The sequence below is a fragment of the Micromonospora sp. NPDC048063 genome (genome assembly GCF_043202855.1).
In the GTDB taxonomy this organism is placed as follows: Bacteria; Actinomycetota; Actinomycetes; order Mycobacteriales; family Micromonosporaceae; genus Micromonospora.
In genome coordinates, this window is record NZ_JBIDBG010000007.1 from 157,967 (window position 1) to 176,148 (window position 18,182).

Genomic DNA, 18,182 nt, shown 5'->3' on the forward strand with positions numbered 1-18,182 from the left:
GACCATGTTCACCCGAAGGAAGCTTCTCACCGCCCTCACACTCGCGACGGCCGTCGGGCTCGCCGCGTCGGGCTGCTCCGCCGCGTCGCCGCAGGCCTCGTCGGCCGCCCCCGGCAGCGTCGACCTCCGCATGACTGTCTGGACGTCGAACAAGGACCAGCTGGCACTGCTCGACTCGATCGCGCAGTCCTACAAGGCCTCCCGGCCGGCCATCAAGTCGATCACCTTCGACAGCCTCCCCTTCGCCGACTACAACTCGACGCTGACGACACAGATTGCCGGCGGCAACTCCCCCGACCTTGTCTGGATGGGTGACCTGTCGAAGGACCTCATCTCCGCCAAGGCGCTCGTCCCGCTGACTGACCACCTCAAGGCAACACCGGAGTGGGGCTACGACGACCTCCTCGAGAGCGTCACCGCCGAGTTCTCGGCCGACGGTCAGCTCTTCGCCTACCCGTTCTCGAACTCGCCCTTCGCGCTCTACGTCAACAAGGACCTTCTCGCCCGCGCGGGGCAGAAGCTCGACCCCGCGGGCCTCACGTGGGATCGGGTCTCGACGATCGGGGCTGCGGTCCATTCAGCGACCGGCAAGGCGGGCTTCGTCGTGCGCGACTTCGACTACTCGTCGTGGAACATGTTGGCGACCGTCTGGACGGGCTGGGGCGCCTCGGCATGGTCGGCGGACGGAAAGACGTGCACCTTCGACAGCCCGCAGATGACCGACGCCATGCGCTTCCTCCACAACGCGGCCTTCGTCGACAAGTCGATGCCGGGGCCGGGGACGAAGGTCGACTTCTTCGCCGGCGACGCCGCCTTCACCGTCGCCCAGGTTTCCCGCGCGTCGCTGCTCGACGGTTCCTTCGCCTTCGACGTACTCCCCCTGCCGAAGGGCCCGGCCGGCGCCTACTCGGTGATCGGGCAGGCCGGCGTCGGAGTCCTCGCCTCCAGCCGTCACGTGGAGGAGGCGACGAACTTCCTCGCATACCTGACCAACCCCGAGAACGCCCGCCTCCTCGCGCAGTACTTCCCGCCGCCGCGCGCCTCACTGCTCACCGGCGACAAGCTCGCGGAGAACAACAAGAAGCTCTCCGCCGCCCAACTGCAATCCGTCGTCGTCGACCAGCTGCGCGGAGCCGTCACCCTGCCGAACCACACGAACCCGGCCGAGGTCGCCAAGAGGGGCAAGGCTGCCCTCGACGGTCTCTGGACCGAGAAGGCCGACGTGCCCGCGGTGCTCGGATCCGTCTGCGCCGCCCTCGACCCCGTCCTCGCCAAGTGACGACCGGACCGCTTCTCACGGCCGGGGCGGAGCACGACGTCGCCCCGGCCGCGGGGCCACCGCCACGGCGCCGTCCCAAGCGCACCCGGCGAGGTGAGGGCCTCGTCGGCTACCTCTTCATCGCACCGCAGTTGCTCGGCGTGCTCGCCTTCGTCATCGTTCCCGTCGTTCTCGCCGTGTACTACAGCCTCAACAAGTGGAACATCTTCACCGGTCAGCTCACGTTCGTAGGGGGAGACAACTACGCGGAACTGTTCCGGGACCCGCAGCTACCCCGCGTGCTCGGCGCGACCGCGGTCTTCTCCCTCGGCGTCGTTGTCCTCAACATCACCCTCGGGCTCCTCCTCGCGGTCCTGCTCAACCGGCGCTTCCGCGGCACTGCGCTCTTCCGAACCCTGTTCTTCTCCCCAGTCGTCGTCTCGGTCGTCGCCTGGACGCTCGTGTGGGGATTCCTCCTCCAGGACAACGGTGGGGTCAACGGGTTGCTCGCGCTCGTCGGCGTCGACGGCCCGAACTGGCTCCAGCAGGGCGACACCGCCATGGCATCCGTCATCGTCACGCAGGTCATCCGCAGCGTCGGCGTCAACATGGTCCTGTTCCTGTCCGCGCTCCAAGGGGTGCCGTCAGAACTCCACGAAGCGGCCCGTATCGACGGAGCCTCGAACCGGACGATCTTCCGGCGGATCACCCTGCCCCTCATCTCGCCGACCCTCCTGCTCACCGCGATCATCACAGTCGTCGGCGCCCTCCAGGCGTTCGCTCAGGTCGCGGTGCTCACCGAGGGCGGCCCCGGCCTGTCGACCACCGTGCTCGTCTACTACGTCTTCCAGCAGGCCTTCGAGTTCAACAACATCGGCTACGGGTCGACGCTCGCGCTCATGCTCGTCACCTTCGTCATGCTCCTCACGCTGCTCCAGTGGCAGCTTCGCCGGAAGTGGGTCTTCTATGAGGCCTGACACCGCCACCGCCCGACCCGGCCGCGGTGCCCGCGTGGTCCGCCGCGCCGTCCTCATCGGCTCGCTCGCCCTGCTCGCCACCCCGTTCGTCATCCCCACCGTGTGGATGGTCACGTCGTCGTTCAAGCCATTGAGCGAGATATTCAAGGCACCACCGACGATGTTCACCGCCTCGCCGACGACCGCCGCGTACGCGGAGGTCTTCACCTTCCAGCCCTTCGCGAGGCAGTACTTCAACAGCCTCTACATCGCGACCGCGGTAACCCTCATCACGCTTCTGGTCTCGAGTCTCGCGGGCTACGCCTTCGCCAGAATCCGGTTCGCCGGACGCAACGTCCTGTTCATCGTCGTCCTCACCGGCCTCCTCGTCCCGAGCGAGGTCACCATCGTGCCGCTGTTCCAGATGTTCAAGCAGGCCGGCCTCGTCAACACCCACTGGCCGCTGATCCTCGTGACCGCTCTGGCGGCACCCTGCGTCCTGGCGACCTTCATCATGAGGCAGTTCTTCATCGCCCTGCCGGTCGAGCTCGAGGAGGCCGCCCGCCTCGACGGCTTACGGCATACGGGGATCTGGTGGCGCATCAGCCTGCCCCTCGCGCGGCCCGCCCTGTCCGCCGTCGCCATCCTCACGTTCCTCGCCTCGTGGAACCTCTACCTCGAGCCCACGGTGTACCTCACGTCACCGGAGCTGTTCACCCTGCCCCAGGCCCTGCCCCGCTACACGGACCCCTACGGCGGAGAGATGTGGAGCACCCAGCTCGCGGCAGCCACGTTGTCGGTGGTGCCCATGCTCATCGTCTTCGTCGCAGCGCAGCGGCACTTCGTCGAAGGCATCGCGCACTCCGGGCTGAAGGGCTGACGGGATGGCGGATGCACGAGAAAGCAGGTCGTTCCGTGGATGAGATCGAAACCCCTGAGCCGGACAAGGCGCGCTCGGTGCCCGCCGAATGGTGGCGTTCCGCCGTCATCTACCAGATCTACCCGCGTAGTTTCGCCGACGGCAACGGTGACGGCATCGGAGATCTGGCGGGCGTCCGCGCGCGCCTGGGCCACCTGGCCGGCCTCGGCGTCGATGCGATCTGGTTCAACCCCTGGTACGCCTCGCCGCAGGCGGACGCCGGCTACGACGTCGCCGACTACCGGGCCATCGACCCGGTGTTCGGCACCCTGACCGAGGCCGAGGACCTGATCCGCGAGGCGCATGCGCTCGGTATCCGGATCGTCGTCGACGTGGTGCCGAACCACTGCTCGAACGCGCATCCGTGGTTCGTGGAGGCGCTGCACAGCGGGCCGGGTTCGGCCGCGCGCGACCCGTTCTGGTTCCGCGAGGGGCGGGGCGCGGACGGGGAACTGCCGCCCAACGACTGGCAGTCCATCTTCGGAGGTCCGGCTTGGACCCGGACAGTCAACCCTGACGGCCGCCCCGGCGAGTGGTATCTGCACCTGTTCGCACCCGAGCAGCCCGACCTCAACTGGGAGCATCCGAAGGTCCGCGAGGAGTTCGAGGACGTGCTGCGGTTCTGGCTCGACCGCGGGGTGGACGGCATCCGGATCGACTCGGCCGCGCTGCTGATGAAGGACGGCGAGCTCGCCGACTTCGACCCGGACGACCTTCCGGTCCCGCACCCGTACACCGACCGGGACGAGGTGCACGACGTGTACCGGGCGTGGCGCGCGATCGCCGACAGCTACCCGGAGCCGCGCGCGCTGATCGGTGAACTCTGGCTGCCGGACGCCGAACGGCTCGCCGCGTACCTGAGCCCGGACGAACTGCACACCGCGTTCAACTTCGCCTTTCTCGGCTGCCCATGGGACGCGACCGCGCTGCGCCAGGTCATCGACGAGACCCTTGCGCTGCACGCCCCGGTCAACGCCCCGGCCACCTGGGTGCTGTCCAATCACGACGTGCCTCGGCACGTGACTCGCTACGGCCGCGCCGACACGTCGTTCACCCTTCAATACCGCCAGCTCGGCGCACCCACCGATCGGGCGCTCGGCCGGCGTCGGGCCCGCGCTGCCCTGCTGCTCAATCTGGCGCTGCCCGGCTCGGTTTACCTCTACCAGGGTGAGGAACTCGGCCTCGAGGAGGTGGAGGACATTCCCGCCGCGCTGCGCCAAGACCCGATGTTCTTCCGCACCCACGGCGAGAACCTCGGACGGGACGGGTGCCGGGTACCCCTCCCGTGGTCGGGCCAGGAGCCGCCGTTCGGCTTCAGTCCGGCCGATGCGGCGCGCGAGCCGTGGTTGCCGCAGCCGCGCGGGTGGCGTGACCATACCGTCGAGGCGCAGACCGGCGACCCCGACTCCATGCTGGAGCTGTACCGTCGCGCGTTGGCCTGCCGGCGCGGGCAGTCGGCGCTCGGCGACGGCCCGTTCGCGTGGCTGCCCGCACCCGATGGGGTCCTCGCCTTTACCCGGGGGTCTCATCGAGCGTTCGCCTGTGTGGTCAACCTGTCGGGCCGCCCGATCGAGTCTCCGGTCGCCGGGACGGTCGTGCTCGGCAGCGGCCCGTTGGACGAGGGCTGGCTGCCGCCGGACACGGCCGTCTGGGTGGTGCCCGGATAGCGAGACGGGACCGATCGACGGCAGGCGTTGGCAAAGTTCTCCGCACCCCGACCGCCGGCTGGGCCGGCGAGCCGACTCCCTGCCTTCCGGTGGGTCGGCCACGGTCACCGGTATGTGCTCCATGGCGACCTGCCAGCGATGCTGCCGGCCCACCCGACCGGTGGCGTCACAGGGCAGCGTCAGGTGATGGCGAGTAGCACCGCTTGGCCACGGGCGGCGGCCATCCGGTAGAACCGGCACAGGTCGGCGAAGGCGGGCGCCGCACCGACCCCGTCACCGATCTTCCACGCGGTACCTGGCGGGCGACGCCGCTCGCTCGTGTCGAGTCGGGGCCGGCTGGTAGACGCTCGCGTCGACGTAGCCAGCGTACGGGTTGATCGGGAGGTCGAAGGTTCGGTTGGTCAGTGCGGACAGGTCGTTTCCAGGTAGATTGACGATCTCGCCGCGGATCGCCGTTCTGGTGATCCCGGTCCGTCTTTGCCGGGGCAGAAGGCCGCGGGATCGAAGCGGTCGGCTGCGGAGAACGGCACGGGCGGTAGCGTGATCGCCCAGGCATCGGCAGCCGGGCCGACCGCGGCGGTGGCAGATGGACGATCTGACCGGGCTGCAACCGTGACAGGTCGTCCGGCAGTTCGAGCATGACGAGCATGCTCGGCCCCGAGCCGGTCGCTCAAGCCTCATGGGCCTGCCGTGATTGTGCTTGTCCCCTACCAGGTCGCGGTGCACGACCGCGTGACTGAGGAAGAAGGAGGGTCGTGCGGTGCCGACCAACCGGCTGGAGGCGTTCAGTGATGGCGTCCTTGCCATCATCATCACGATCATGGTGCTGGAGCTCAAAGTCCCGGCAGGTCACGACCTCTCTGACCTTGTCCGCACGACCGGCGTCGGGCTGCTGACGTATCTCCTCACCTTCGTCTATGTCGGCATCTACTGGAACAACCATCACCATATGTTCCATCTGGTACGGCAGGTCAGCGGCGGAGTACTGTGGGCGAACCTGGCGCTACTGTTCTGCCTGTCGCTGTTCCCGTTAACGACGGCCTGGGTCGACGACTCAAGGTTCGAGCCGATCCCAGTCGTCATCTATGGTCTGAACCTGCTCAGCGCGGCCATCGCATATTTCGTGCTCCAGACGGTGATCATTCGGCAGCAGGGACCGGCGTCGGCGCTGAGGCGGGCCATCGGCACCGACATCAAGGGCAAGGCCTCGCCCGTTCTCTACGTCGCGGGGATCCTCAGCGCTCTGCTGATCGACAGGAGCGGACGTGTCGGAGTTGGGCTAGCCCTGGCGTGTTTCGTCGTCGTGGCGATCATGTGGGTCGTACCCGACCGCCGCATCGACCGGGCGGTCCGCCAGCACGAGACCCCCGACTCCTGATCAGGGCGGTGAGCACGGCACGGTCGGCCCAGTCGTCGATCACTGCTCGCCGCCGGGAGATGCACCAGAATCCGAGCGAATCCCTGCCCGTTTGGACCAGTTCCCCGACGCCCGAGCAGCCACTGGGCAGCATGGGTCGCCGTTCACGACGCCGAGCCGCGAACCACCGAGACTTGCCGCCATGCTGGAGGGGTGAGCCCGCCAGAAGTCGGAGTACCGGGCGTACGACGTGAAGCGGGGCCGGCCCGATGGGACCGGCCCCGCTCCGGGGTGTTCCCCGTTGAACCCCTCGATCAGCGCTTGGGATCGACCACCGTCAGGGTGAATTCGTCGTACGACGCCGCGTGGGTCTTGTCGCCGCCGTAGACCGCCCGCACCTTGTGGGTGCCGGGGCCGGGCAGCATTTTGACCGTGCAGGAGGCGGTGCCCTTCTTGACCGGGGCCTCGCAGAGCACGTCCTCACCGATCATGAACTGCACCGGGCCGGTCGCCGTGGTCGGCGTGACGGCTGCGGTCAGTTTCAAGGTCTGCTTCCAGTTGACCTGCACGTCGTTGGCCCGGACCGAGGTCGGGGTGAGTTCCACGATCGGGGCCGGGGTGACGGTGACGACCCGGTTGGCGACCGCCTGGTTGCCGTTGGTGTCGGAAACCAGGTAGGTCAGCGGGTAGCTACCCGGGGTGGCGGTGTCGACGGTGCCGATCACCTGGATCCGGTCGGTCACGTCGCCGTCGGTGTTGTCCACCGCGGTGACCCCGGCCAGCGGATCGAAGGCCTGGCCCTGCTTGACCGAGGTCGAGGCCGGGACGGTCAGCACTGGCGCGGTGGCGTCCGTGCCGGCGGCGGTGGCGATGAAGATGCCGCCGAACTGGTCGACCGAGCCCACCTGGTCACCGTCGCCGGTGCGGCTGGTGGTGGTCCAGGCGTAGAGCTCGCGCTCGGTCAGGCCGCTCCACTCCACCGTGGCCGGCCAGCCTGACTTGACCGTGTCCTGACCGATCACCGTGTCGGTCGGCGTGACCAGAACGAGACCGTCGGTGCTGAAGCTGGTCTTCCGTGACGACAGGTCGATCGGCAGCACCATATTGTCCTCCGCGCCGTTGTAGCGCTTGCGGTCGTCGTACTCGGTGGCACCGAAGTTGTCGAGCATCGGCGAGTAGGTGTCGATGCTCATCTGGGCCCGGTCGACGTCGATCTGCAGCAGCCGCAGGAAGCTGGCGCCGAACTGCAGCAGGTCGTCCTTCCTGTGGTCGACGGTGCCGTCGCCGTCGAGGTCGAGGTTGCCGTTGGCGTCGACCTTCTCCGGCCACAGCTCGCCGGCGGTCATCTTGTAGAACTGGTAGTCCGCGAGCAGCTCGACCACGTTGTGCTCGACCGTGACGCCGACCCCGGTCTTGAGGTTGGTGCCGACGCCGTGCTCGTGGCCGGCGAGGACCAGGAACACGTTCGGGTTGGCCGCGACGATGCTCGAGAACGCCCGCGACCCGTCGGTGGAGAAGTTGGCGCCTCGGCCGTCCGGCTTACCCGACGGGGCGATGTAGGCGTGCGTCAGCAGGATGCCGTTACGGTCGTGGTAGCGCCGGAAGATCGAGCTGGCCCAGTCGGCCTCGGCCTGGGTGACACCGTAGGAGAGGCCCACCGCGACGAAGTCCAGACCGCCCGCGGAGAAGAGGACGTAGTTGTTCTGGTTGTCCTTGCCGCGGGTGACCACGGCGCCAGAGGCGTCGGTGGTCTCGTCCCAGGCGTGGTACGACGCCCTGTACTCGGCCGGCCACAGCTTGGACCCCTCGTAGTAGCGCTCCGGGCCGTAGTACCGGTTGAACCGCGAGTCCGGGCCGGTCTCGGCACCGCCCTGGTTGTCGTGGTTGCCCGCGACGACCTGGTTGACCAGTCCAGCCGCGTCCAGGGTGCGCTGCGCCTCGGCAGTGAACTGGAACTCCTTGGTCACCTGCTCGTCCAGACCGGGGCGGAGCAGGTTGCCGTTGGCATCGGTGGCCAGCGGGTCGTAGTAGTCGTTCTCCGTGATGTCACCGGTGTGCGCGGTGTAGGCGATCTTCCGCTTGGCGGCGTTGTCGGCCAGCCACTGGGTGGTGTCCCGGTAGGACTTCGCCCAGAGCGCCTGCTCCTCCATGGTCATCTTGTCGCTGGGCTCGTCGATGCCGTCGAAGTCGTCGTACGTGCCACCGACAGCGCCCTCGGCGAGGTACTGCGTGTCGGTGAAGTGGGCCAGCGAGAAGTCGTAGGTCGACGGGTCCCCGAAGTGGTCCCGGTTGACCGGGGCGCCGGCGGTGGCGTCGCGCGGCGCCAGGTCGTCGGCGAACGGGTCCTGGCCGGTGACCAGGACGTGGATCACGCCGTTGTCGACCAGTTCCGGCCGGACGACGGCCTTCAGCCCGGTCTCACCCTCGGCCTGGCCACGGGCGGTGGCGAGCTCGGTCCACGCCTGGGTGGTGCTGTTCCAGGCGTGCAGCGAGACCGCGCGCTCGGGGTCGACCACACCGTTCCACAGGATCTGGCGGCGCTCGGCCGACGCCGGCACCTGGACGTCGTACCGCTGGAAGGGGATGTCGCCCGTGGAGGGGCTGTCGATGGCCTTGCCGTCGGGGCGCGGTGCGGTGCCGATCTGGCTGCCCTCGCTGTAGGAGAAGTCCAGCGTCGAAGGCATCACCGGGACGACACCCTGGATGCCCCCGGTCGGGACGCTCGGGGTGGCCTGCTTGAAGGTGGTGGTGACCTCGCCGCCGTCGGGGTTGTGGGCGATCGCGGAGAGGGTCACCCGGCCGCTGCCCTGACCGACGTCGGTGCCGCCGCTGGTCGGAATGGCGTCGGAGGTAAAGCTCACGGTCTTGCTGATCGGCTTGCCGAAGACGTCCGTCGCCGAGATCTGCAGGGTGTGGCTGCCGGACTTCAGGCCGGCGCCGATCTCCTGGCCGACCTGCACCGGCGCGCCGTCGAGCAGGTACCGCCAGCCGGTGGCGTTGCCCTGGTTGGCGACGGTGATCTTGAACTCGGTCGGGCTGCGGAGGTGGGCACCCTCGGCCGGGACGGTCGAGGTGACGGCAACACCCGCGTCACGGACGTCGCCGAAGGCGGCGATGTTGAGCGCCTTGACCTCGTCGAGGGTCAGCACCTTGGAGTAGATCCGGGTGTTGAGCACCGAGGCCGGGGCCCAGAACTGGTTGACCGCGTCGGCGCCGATGTAGAAGGCGTTGCGGGCGGCGCCACCGGGCAGCCCGAGCGCGCCGGCGGCCGGTGCCTCGGCCGCGAGGACGCCGTCGACGTACAGCCGGATCGTCTGCCCGTCCCAGGTGCCGACCGCGTGGTACCAACGGCCGGAGGCGATCTGGGTCTGCGCCGACTTGTAGCCGCCACCGACGTGCGCGGTGAAGGTCAGCTTGTCGCCGTAGATCACGATCGAGTAGCCGCCGCCCTCCTTCTCGGAGCAGACGGAGTGCTCACCGCTGTTGGGCAGGGTGCCGTTGGACTTCAGGGTGCACTCGATGGAGACCTTGGTGCTGATCTTGCTCCACTGGTCGCCGAAGGCGTAGGAGTAGGCGTCGTCGGAGCCGTCGAAGGAGGCGACCCGCGCCTTCACCGCGGTGTCCTGCGCGATCACCGGGTTGCCGTGGATGGTGACGGCGAGGTTCTGCGCGTCGTCCTTCGGGGTGCCGTCGTCGAAGTCGACGTCGAGGACGTCGGCCACCGGGACGGGCGGCTTGGTGTTGTAGGCCGACGCCAGCTCGGCAACCTGAGCGCTGGTCAGTCCCGTGCTCCAGACCTTGCTCGCGGCGAACGAGGCGGGCGGGGCAAACTGGCCGACTCCGGTCGGGGCGGCGTCGGCGCCGATCACGAATCGGCGCGCGGTGGACGCCGGCGGGGTGAGCGCACCGGTGGCCGCGGTCGAGCCGGCCAGCTGCCCGTTCAGGTAGAGGCTCAGGGTCCGGCCGTCCCAGACCGAGACGGCGTGGAACCAGCGGTTACCGCTGATCGGGGCCAGCAGCGACTTGTAGCCGCCGCCGATGTGGGCCATCGTGCCGAGGTTGCTGCCGTTGACGTAGATCGAGAAGCCGCCGGCCTCCTTGTCGGAGCAGAGGTCCCTCTCGGGGCTCACCGGCATGGTGGTGTCGACCCGGAAGACGCACTCGATGGTGAAGCCGGTGGAGAACTTGCTCCACTGGTCGGTGAAGTCGAAGGAGACCGCGTCGTCGACACCGTCCACCTTGAGCAGGTCGTGGCCGAACGCCGCGTCGGTGGCGTAGCTCGGAGCGCCCCAGGTGGTGGGGGCGCGGCCCTGGGCGCGGTCGGTGGTGGCGCCGCCGGTGAAGGCGACGTCGAGCACGTCGGCCGCCGGTACCGTGGCAGCCTTGCTGGTGCCGAGCAGGGCCGGAGCGGCCTGGGCGGGCGACATCAGCGCACCGCCGGCCACCGCGAGCCCGAGGGCGGCCGCGGTCAGACGGCGCCACCTCCGGGCGTACGGATGGAGTCGTGTGGTCACGACATCTCCTTTTCGGGGGTCATCTGTTGGTGTTGGGTGGGCAGCTGGCCGGGAGGCCGAGGGAGCAGGTCAGGTGCCGGGTAGGCCGGCTACGGCGGCGGCGGAGATGCCGACGCCGATGAGGGTGATCCCGCAGGCGGCCAGCACCGGGGCCACCCGGGTGGCCAACTGCAGGAGGACGTGGGACTTGGCGGCACGCGTCACGAGGGAGCGGCCGGTGAGAGCCATGAGGCCGACGGTGAAGAGCACCGCGGCGAGCCCGAGGCCGAAACAGACCACGAGGACGAGAGCGAACCCGGCCCGCCCGGCGAAGATGCCGGTCACCAGTACGAGGAAGGCCGCCGGCGAGGGCGTCAGGCCGCCGGACACGCCGAGGAGGAGGAGACCCGGGCGGGACGTGCTGGTGTGGCCATGTCCGTGGTCGTGCGCGTGGCCATGTCCGTGGTCGTGCGCGTGACCGTGCCTGTGGCCGCGTCCACGCAGGTGGCGTCGCAGCAGCCAGAGCCCGACGGCGACGACGGTCAGGCCAGCCGCCAACTGCAGTCCGGTGGTCAGTCGCTCAAGGCTGACCAGGTCGGAGAGGGAGAAGAAGGTCCAGGCGACCGCGATGGCCAGCACCGAGACCGAGTGCATCACGGCCACCGAGAAGCCCAGCCAGGCAGCGTCGCGGACCCGGCCCCGGGAGCCGATCAGGTACGCCGCCGCGAGACTCTTGCCGTGGCCGGGAGCGAGCCCGTGCGCAGCCCCAGCCACGAAGGCGATCACCAGTGCCATCGGCACGAAACCCGGCGACTGCACCGTCTCGATCAGCCGATCGCCGAGGTCAGCGGCTCCGAAGAAGTCGACCTCGAGAAGGGCCACGGGGCCGGAGCCGAGGGGTGCCGCTGCGGCGCCGACGCTGGTGGTGGTGTTCATGGTTCAGGCCTTTCGTCCGCGCCGGCGGTACCAGAAAGTCCCGGCCGCTCCGGCGGCCAGCAGGACGCCCCCGACGACCGACAGTTGCAGGGCACTCCCGCCCGAAGACACCGCGGCGACGGTCCGGGCGGACGCGGGGCGGGAACCGGTGCCCGTGCCGGCGCTGATGGCCCAGTCCGCCGACTCGTGCGTGGCGTCGTACACCGCTTTCTGCCCATCAGGGCCCCTGGCGAGGGTCCGGTAGGCCTCGTGCAGGTCGGTGAGCATCCGCGACGTCACGGTCACCGTGCTCACCGGTTCGGGGCAGGTGAACAGCACATCGGCGCCGCCCGAGGCCGGGTCGCCACTCACGCTGGCCTCGCCCTCGCAGGGCCGCCCGTCCTGGGTCACGGTGATCCGCTCGGTCAGGTACCCGGCGAACTCGGGAGCCCCAGCCAATGCCTCAGCGTCGGAGGCCTCGTAGATCACCGCGCCGTCCAGCATCACCCGGTCCTCGGGGAGCACGCCGAGGGCGATGCCGAGCAGGGTCAGGTCATCGGTACCGCCAACAAGCCAGCGGACCCGCACACCGTGATCGCCCTCGCCTGCGACCACGATCTGCTGTGGGGCACCGAACGGATGCGCCGAGGCCGAATCCGGAACCAGCACCCCCATCAGCACCAGTACGAGTACGCCGCAGAAGCAACGCCAGGCGTGGCGCAGGGCACGGCACAGGGCAGACACAACAGACTCTCACTCGCTCGGAGACCGACCGGAAACGCAGTGACTGTTGTGGCCGCACATGACCAACGAGGTCACGGAAACTGAGCGAACCCTTACGGAGAGATTGCCGGACCACGAAACTATGAGCCCTTGTCATCGTGGGTAGCCGGTATGCACCACCACGCGGCGGGCCTTTGACGTTGTAGAGCGGGCCCCACGTCACGTCGGGGTGGTCGGACTGATCGGGTTCTGCCATCCTGGCCCGGGGTGAAGCCCAACCTGGAAAGAATCCCGGGGAAGCAGGACCGACTGGCGGAGGCGATCCTCGCGCGCACGCCGCGACGCATGGATCAAGGGTTCGTCAGTTCCCTTGATCCCTCTGCTGCACTCGCCCTCGGGCGATACGGCGTCCGCCTCGCCACACTGGCACTGCGGCGAAACTCTTCCGACCTACTACACCGTTCATTGCTGGCCACAGGGCTCGCCGGGTGTTTGGAGCCCGATGATGGCCGGGACCTCATGGTGGGTTTGGCATTGCCGTGGATCGTGGCACAGCAGCTCGGGGCATCCCCGGCCACGGTGTTCGCCACCGTCGGCGACAGTCTTCCGGACGGCCCGGTCGCCAAACTGTTCAAGGCCTTCGGTGCCCGGACAGACATCACATTGGAAGCCTTTGGCTGGGAACTGGTCACAACCGCCAGCGGCCCGGATTTCCGCCCGCTGTACTGACCACCAGGAACACCCGGCGCGGCGACACGAGCGGCGGTGGCGTACCCCATGCCGCTGCTGCCGCCGACGACGATCAGCTTGCGTCCGGTGAAGTTCATGTCCGGAGTTCCCATGGTGGCCTTTTCAGGCGGTCTCGTAGATGCGGACCTCAGGCTCGGCCTTCAGCAGCGGTGAGAGCGCTTCGACGACATCCTTGGTGAACAGCTCCGTCGACAGGTAGGCCTGCGCGTTGGCGGTCGTGGCGAATCCGTGCAGCACCTGAACGTCCTCGTCGCGCACGAGCAGCTCCTTGCTGGTTGCACCGACGGGTCTGCTGTCGAGCGGGCGTTCCGCGACCAGCTCACGCGCATGCTCGGGCGGCAGGCAGACCATGTGCGTGAGATCCACGTCGTCGACTGGAGCCGCGAGCGGTTCACGGTCCCACGACACCCCGCGTACCGGACGTCGACGGACACGTTCGGGGCGGCGGTGTTCCAGCAGCCGGTGCACGATCGGGTCCACTGGGCCTCGACGGAGACCGCGACGGCTTACGCCGGGCACATCGAAGGAGCGGTCCGCGCCGGTTTGAGCGCCGCCAAGACGATCGCACGAACAGTGCGCGGAGAACGACGCTGAGGGCCGACGCTTGGCGTTGAGCAGGTGACCCTCAGCGTTGACACCCGCGCCGACGAGATCGCCCCCGAATTCAAGCGCCCTCGGGAGGCGCCAGCGCTCTCGGACACGTGCAGCACCTCGTTGCTGGGATCGCAGGGCCAGTCATGCCTCGTGCACCTCGTGCTTTCGAGCACTGGACACGGTGGTGGCGGCGTCGCGGGTACTGGCGCGTCTGCGCCGCACCTGCATGAGGCTCCATGCGGCCAGGGCGGCGGCGATGACGATGGCGACGACGAGGAGGTCGGGGACCCTGTTGGCGCCTTGCAGAACGGCGCCCTCGATGCGGGCCTGGTCGGCGGCGCCGAGGACGCCGCCGAGGAGAGTGGTGCCGCCGGTGGCCAGCAGCAGAATTCCGACGGCGACCGTGAGCGCGCCGCCGATGATGCCGGTCCAGGTGTTCCACCACCGGCCGATGGTGACGGCGCGCGGGCGGACGAGCCGTTTCACGAACGGCAGCCGCCCCCACAGCAGGGCGAGAACAAACAGGGGCAGCGCCATGCCCGCGGCGAAGACCAGCAGGACGATTCCGCCGGACAGCGCGTTGCCGGCGACGGCGGCGAAGGTCAGCACAGCGCCCAGCAGCGGCCCGGCGCAGACCCCGGCCAGGCCGTAGACGGTTCCGAGCGCGTACACGGCGGCGACCGACGTGCCCTCGGCGGCCTTCCGACCGGGCACAAACGGCATCGGGATATTCAGCAGCATGATCACTCCGAGGACGATCACGACGATCGCGGCGACGGTGACCAGGACGAAGCGGTGCTGGTTCACGAGCGCTCCGAGGGTCCCGGCGAGCACCCCGAGCGGGACCAGGGTGGTGATCAGCCCGAGATAGAACACACCGGTGCGGGCGACAAGCGCGGCGGGGCTGCTGAACGCATAGGAGAAGAACGCCGGTAGCAACATCGCCGAGCACGGGCTCAGCAGCGTGAGCACGCCGCCGAGGAAGGCGCCCAGAAGGCCGAGCTCCATGGAGATCTACTCCGCCTGCGCCAGCGCCGTGTCAAGGAACTCGCGGAACGCGCCGAGTGGCTGCGCACCCGACAGCGCGGTGGTCCCGGCGACGAAGAATGGCACGCTGTTGACGCCAAGCTGTTGCGCCGAACGGGTGCTCTCCTGCCCGGCCGCGCGAAGCTTCGGGTCGTCGAGGTCGGCGGCGTACCGGTCGATGTCGGGCACACCCGCCTTCTTGGCGAACGCGATCAGCTTCTCCCTGGGCAGATCCGGGTGCCCGCGCTCCGGTGCGGCGTCGTACACGGCGGTGACGAACTCCATGAACTTGCCTTGCTTCGCCGCGGCGCCCGCAGCGACCGCCGCGTCCTCGGACTGCTCGCCGAAGAACGCCACGTCGTGGAACTCGATGCGCACCTTGCCCGTGTCGACGTACTCCTTGATCAGCGTGGGCAGGGTGTCCCTGCTGAACACCGCGCAGTACGGGCATCGCAGGTCAGTCCACTGGGTGAGCACGACGGGTGCGTCGATGTCGCCGATCGCCATCGGATCGTCGGCGTCCCGGCGTACAAAAACTGGGTCGTCTGTCGCTTCCTCGGACCGTTCCGATGACGCCGACGTCGAAGGTGTCGATGCGCTGGTCGGGCTCTGCCCGGGCAGCGACTGAGCTGCCACCACTACCCCGAGGAACGCGGCGATCACGCCCAGCACGACGTTCAGCCGTCGTGAACGGCGATACTTCGCCTCCATCACTTGCAGTGAGGCCTTTGTCGAAGAGGTCACCCCGCTAGGATACAAGATGAATCCAAAGGGGGGCCTGGCAGCGGTACCTCATGACTGGCGACAGCGCGCGATCGCCGGGCTCACGATGCCTGCGGGGTGAGTGCGCGGGTGACCATGAGGACGGTGAGTGGGATGAGCGTGATCATCGCGAGGATGGACAGCGCCGAGAAGCTGGTGAGGACGAGCAGGGGGCCGGCGGCGAACGCTGCGGTTGCGCCGCAGAGGTTCGAGAGCGCGTCCACACCTCCTTGGGATGCGGCTCGTGTCTGGGTGGCGACGGCGGTGCTGAACAGTGCGGATCCGGCGACGTTGACGAACGACCAGCCGATGCCGAGCAGGATCAGCGACACGATGATCCACGCGGTGTCGTCGGGTTTCACGGCACCGATCACGAGCGAGGCGAGGAAGATGACGATGCCGGTGCTGATCGCGAACCGGTGACCGCGCCGGTCGGCGATCAGGCCCACGAGCGGGGAGAGGGCATACATTCCGGCGATGTGCAGGCTGATCGTGATCCCGATGATGCTGATCGATCCGCCTTGGTGGGCGACGTGAACCGGGGTCATGGTCATGATCGAGACCATCACCACCTGGGCGGTGAGAATCGCGATCATCGCCACTCGGGCCCGCCGGTTCGTGCGCAGCTCGATGAGTACCTGGCGGATGCGGCCGGGGCGCTTGCCCGCGGGAGTGCTTCGTGGCGTCTGCGCAGACTGTTCGAGCAGGAGGAGAGGGTCGGGGCGCAGCCACGCGAACACGACGACGCCGGCGAGGGCGAGGCAGACCGCGGCGATGAGGAACGCGCTGGCGAAGATGGTGAGCCCGGTGGCGGCACCGACGAGTTCGCCGGGCATGCCGAGGTTCGGGCCGAGGACGGAGCCGAGTGTTCCCACCCAGACGACCAGGGCGAGTGAGCGGGCTTTGTGTCGGGGTTCGGCGAGGTCTGTCGCAGCGAATCGTGATTGGAGGCTCACCGCGGAGCCGGCCCCGATCAGGAGGAGGCCGATGAAGAGCGGGACGACCATGCTCCACTGTGCGGCGGCGACCAGCAGTGCTGCGCCGGCGGCGGCCATCCACCATCCGCCGCTGAGTGCGACGCGACGTCCGCGGCGCGCGGCGAGGTTCCCCAGTGGCAGGCCCAGGAGCGCCGCACCGAGTGTGCTGGCGGTGCGGGCCAGTCCTGCCCAGGCTTCGTTGTCGGTGACCTCTCCTGCCAGCAGCACGCCGATCGAGGGTGCGACGCCGACGCCGACGGTGCCGATGATCTGCGCGATGACGAGCACTGTCATCGTGCGTCGTTGGACGGCGTCGACGGTCGGACCCGCCGGGGTGAGGGAGGCGCTGTCGGCGCGGACCGAGCATTGGGGTTCTAGCACGTGATTCCTTGTCTGCGTGACGTGTCAGGCGAGAACGTCGCCCAGCAGTTGCGATTCGATGACCCGCTTCGGTGCCGCTCCCACCATCTCCTTGGTGACCATCCCGGCGGAGAACACCTTCAACACGGGGATCGAGGTGATGCCGTACTTCGCGGCGGTCGCAGGGTTCTCGTCGACGTTCAGCTTGAACACGCGCAGCTTGTCGACGTGCTCATCGGCGATCTGCTCCACGATCGCTCGACCGTCTTGACCTCGCCGGCCAGCGACACCGCCGTGACATCGTCCAAGATCACCTGCGCGCCGAACCGTTGCGCCTGGGCCTGCATCCGCGCCATCAGCTCCGGGCCCATGACCCCCTCGGGGAACCCGGGGAAGTTTTCGACCTCGGTGGTGTTCATCAGCTCACCGCCCGCCTCGACCGAGGAGGCGACGACCAGCGGGTGAAGGTTCGCGCGGGCTGCGTAGACCGCAGCGGTGTAGCCGGCCGGCCCTGAACCGATGATGATGAGCTGCCTCACGGGCACTCCTTCCTCTCGCGCCCGTCCGATGGGTGCTTCCCGAACAACGCCTGTCACCAGCGTTGGATTCCTACAGGACGCAACTTGTATCCTAGATACCGAGGCTCGTTCCCGCCAGTCGGGCGGCGGCCCGGTATGCTGGGCCGGTTGAATGCCAGTTGCACTGAAACGGAAACAAGATGTTCCGAGGGGAGGGGCCGCGAGTGACGTCCGCTGCTGGCGAGTCAGCCACCGACCAGGCGTACCGCAGGATTCGCGATGACATTCTCGGCGGCGTGTTTCCCAGCGGCACCATGCTCGGGGAGGCGGCGCTGGCCGCACAGATCGGCGTGAGCCGCACCCCCGTCCGCACCGCCCTGGCCCGGCTGCAGGACGAAGGGTGGATCACGATCTACCCCAAGCGCGGCGCCCTGGTCCAAGGGCTCAGCGACCGCGCGATCAAAGACCTGGCCGACACCCGTCTCATCCTCGAGGTCACCTCCGTTCGACGCGCCTCAAGCCAAGCGCGTGAGATGCTCGCGGACCGTCTCGAGCAGGCGGTCGTCGAACAGGAACGCGCGTTCCGGGAACGCGATCTGGACCGCTTCATCGAACTGACGATCGCGTTCCACCGATCGTTCGTGGAGTCCAGCCGCAACGAGGTCATGCTGGAACTCAACGACCGCCTCGCCGATCGACAACGGTTCCTCCTGTTCAGCCACGGAGAACGCCTGCTCGCGCGGTGCGAGGCCATCATCGCCGAACACCAACACCTGCTCGCATCCCTGCGCACCGGTGACATCACCGGTTTCGGCGACGCGCTCCGCTCCCACCTCAGCGACAACTACGGCAAACCACTCGACCCCGTATGCCCGCCACCGTGACTGTGTGTGCTCACCTCCCGTTC

General features: G+C 68.5%; 16 protein-coding genes and 1 pseudogene. 8 read left to right on the forward strand and 9 right to left on the reverse strand.

The annotated features are described in order from the left end of the window. Positions 1-4: 4 nt before the first annotated feature. The 5 genes from ACGFZ2_RS19210 (at position 5) to ACGFZ2_RS19230 (ending at position 6,178) form a co-directional block, all read left to right on the forward strand. Positions 5-1,279: an ABC transporter substrate-binding protein gene (locus ACGFZ2_RS19210; RefSeq protein ID WP_393455196.1), complete on the forward strand. Its 1,275-nt coding sequence runs from the start codon at positions 5-7 to the stop codon at positions 1,277-1,279. Beyond that, positions 1,276-2,235: a carbohydrate ABC transporter permease gene (locus ACGFZ2_RS19215; protein ID WP_393455199.1), complete on the forward strand. Its 960-nt coding sequence runs from the start codon at positions 1,276-1,278 to the stop codon at positions 2,233-2,235. Before ACGFZ2_RS19210 ends, ACGFZ2_RS19215 begins: the two co-directional genes overlap by 4 nt. Continuing rightward, complete coding sequence (locus ACGFZ2_RS19220) at positions 2,225-3,094, forward strand: carbohydrate ABC transporter permease (protein WP_393268709.1); 870 nt, start codon at positions 2,225-2,227, stop codon at positions 3,092-3,094. Before ACGFZ2_RS19215 ends, ACGFZ2_RS19220 begins: the two co-directional genes overlap by 11 nt. 35 nt (positions 3,095-3,129) lie before the next feature. Next, entirely contained in the window at positions 3,130-4,800 is a 1,671-nt protein-coding gene (locus ACGFZ2_RS19225; RefSeq protein WP_393455202.1) for a glycoside hydrolase family 13 protein, read from the forward strand. Between the two features lie 760 nt (positions 4,801-5,560). Then, positions 5,561-6,178 (forward strand): TMEM175 family protein, encoded by a 618-nt coding sequence (locus ACGFZ2_RS19230; RefSeq protein WP_393455205.1) that lies wholly within the window; start codon positions 5,561-5,563, stop codon positions 6,176-6,178. Positions 6,179-6,471: 293 nt separating this feature from the next. Here ACGFZ2_RS19230 and ACGFZ2_RS19235 read toward each other — a convergent pair whose 3' ends face one another. The 3 genes from ACGFZ2_RS19235 to ACGFZ2_RS19245 all read right to left on the reverse strand — a co-directional run bounded on the left by ACGFZ2_RS19235 (position 6,472) and on the right by ACGFZ2_RS19245 (position 12,246). After that, the gene (locus tag ACGFZ2_RS19235) at positions 6,472-10,671 is read right to left on the reverse strand and encodes a LamG-like jellyroll fold domain-containing protein (protein ID WP_393455208.1); all 4,200 of its coding nucleotides are present in this window, start codon (positions 10,669-10,671) and stop codon (positions 6,472-6,474) included. A gap of 69 nt (positions 10,672-10,740) precedes the next feature. Further along, complete coding sequence (locus ACGFZ2_RS19240) at positions 10,741-11,586, reverse strand: cobalt transporter (protein WP_393455211.1); 846 nt, start codon at positions 11,584-11,586, stop codon at positions 10,741-10,743. A gap of 3 nt (positions 11,587-11,589) precedes the next feature. After that, a complete protein-coding gene (locus ACGFZ2_RS19245; protein WP_393268720.1) occupies positions 11,590-12,246 on the reverse strand; it encodes a hypothetical protein in 657 nt (218 codons plus the stop codon). A 309-nt stretch (positions 12,247-12,555) separates the two neighbouring features. Between ACGFZ2_RS19245 and ACGFZ2_RS19250 the strand changes: the two genes are divergently transcribed. Further along, on the forward strand, positions 12,556-13,017 hold the full coding sequence (locus ACGFZ2_RS19250) for a hypothetical protein (RefSeq protein ID WP_393455214.1): 462 nt from the start codon (positions 12,556-12,558) through the stop codon (positions 13,015-13,017). 123 nt (positions 13,018-13,140) lie between these two features. Here ACGFZ2_RS19250 and ACGFZ2_RS19255 read toward each other — a convergent pair whose 3' ends face one another. Beyond that, positions 13,141-13,296: a hypothetical protein gene (locus ACGFZ2_RS19255; RefSeq protein ID WP_393455217.1), complete on the reverse strand. Its 156-nt coding sequence runs from the start codon at positions 13,294-13,296 to the stop codon at positions 13,141-13,143. A 69-nt stretch (positions 13,297-13,365) separates the two neighbouring features. Between ACGFZ2_RS19255 and ACGFZ2_RS19260 the strand changes: the two genes are divergently transcribed. Beyond that, a complete protein-coding gene (locus ACGFZ2_RS19260; RefSeq protein ID WP_393455617.1) occupies positions 13,366-13,632 on the forward strand; it encodes an FAD-dependent oxidoreductase in 267 nt (88 codons plus the stop codon). 141 nt (positions 13,633-13,773) lie between these two features. Here the strand turns inward: ACGFZ2_RS19260 and ACGFZ2_RS19265 are convergent, their stop codons facing one another. The 5 genes and pseudogenes from ACGFZ2_RS19265 to ACGFZ2_RS19285 all read right to left on the reverse strand — a co-directional run. Further along, positions 13,774-14,640 carry a cytochrome c biogenesis CcdA family protein gene (locus ACGFZ2_RS19265; RefSeq protein WP_393455220.1) on the reverse strand — a complete coding sequence of 289 codons (867 nt, stop codon included), beginning with the start codon at positions 14,638-14,640 and terminating at the stop codon, positions 13,774-13,776. A gap of 6 nt (positions 14,641-14,646) precedes the next feature. Then, positions 14,647-15,402, reverse strand: a complete 756-nt coding sequence (locus ACGFZ2_RS19270; RefSeq protein WP_393455223.1) for a DsbA family protein — start codon at positions 15,400-15,402, stop codon at positions 14,647-14,649. 80 nt (positions 15,403-15,482) lie between these two features. Beyond that, entirely contained in the window at positions 15,483-16,691 is a 1,209-nt protein-coding gene (locus ACGFZ2_RS19275; protein ID WP_393455226.1) for an MFS transporter, read from the reverse strand. Positions 16,692-16,802: 111 nt separating this feature from the next. After that, positions 16,803-17,009 (reverse strand): thioredoxin family protein, encoded by a 207-nt coding sequence (locus ACGFZ2_RS19280; RefSeq protein ID WP_393455229.1) that lies wholly within the window; start codon positions 17,007-17,009, stop codon positions 16,803-16,805. Between the two features lie 17 nt (positions 17,010-17,026). Then, positions 17,027-17,302: pseudogene (locus tag ACGFZ2_RS19285) on the reverse strand (NAD(P)/FAD-dependent oxidoreductase); the annotation flags it as partial. A gap of 197 nt (positions 17,303-17,499) precedes the next feature. Here ACGFZ2_RS19285 and ACGFZ2_RS19290 point away from each other — a divergent pair. Next, positions 17,500-18,159, forward strand: a complete 660-nt coding sequence (locus ACGFZ2_RS19290) for a GntR family transcriptional regulator (RefSeq protein WP_393455232.1) — start codon at positions 17,500-17,502, stop codon at positions 18,157-18,159. Positions 18,160-18,182 lie beyond the last annotated feature (23 nt).

Bases quoted from the DNA above. Each gene is read 5' to 3' on its own strand.
- ACGFZ2_RS19210 (WP_393455196.1), top strand. From the start codon at position 5: ATGTTCACCCGAAGGAAGCTTCTCACCGCCCTCACACTCGCGACGGCC.
- ACGFZ2_RS19275 (WP_393455226.1), bottom strand. From the start codon at position 16,691: ATGACAGTGCTCGTCATCGCGCAGATCATCGGCACCGTCGGCGTCGGC.
- ACGFZ2_RS19240 (WP_393455211.1), bottom strand. From the start codon at position 11,586: ATGAACACCACCACCAGCGTCGGCGCCGCAGCGGCACCCCTCGGCTCC.
- ACGFZ2_RS19260 (WP_393455617.1), top strand. From the start codon at position 13,366: ATGCTCGGGCGGCAGGCAGACCATGTGCGTGAGATCCACGTCGTCGAC.
- ACGFZ2_RS19265 (WP_393455220.1), bottom strand. From the start codon at position 14,640: ATGGAGCTCGGCCTTCTGGGCGCCTTCCTCGGCGGCGTGCTCACGCTG.
- ACGFZ2_RS19220 (WP_393268709.1), top strand. From the start codon at position 2,225: ATGAGGCCTGACACCGCCACCGCCCGACCCGGCCGCGGTGCCCGCGTG.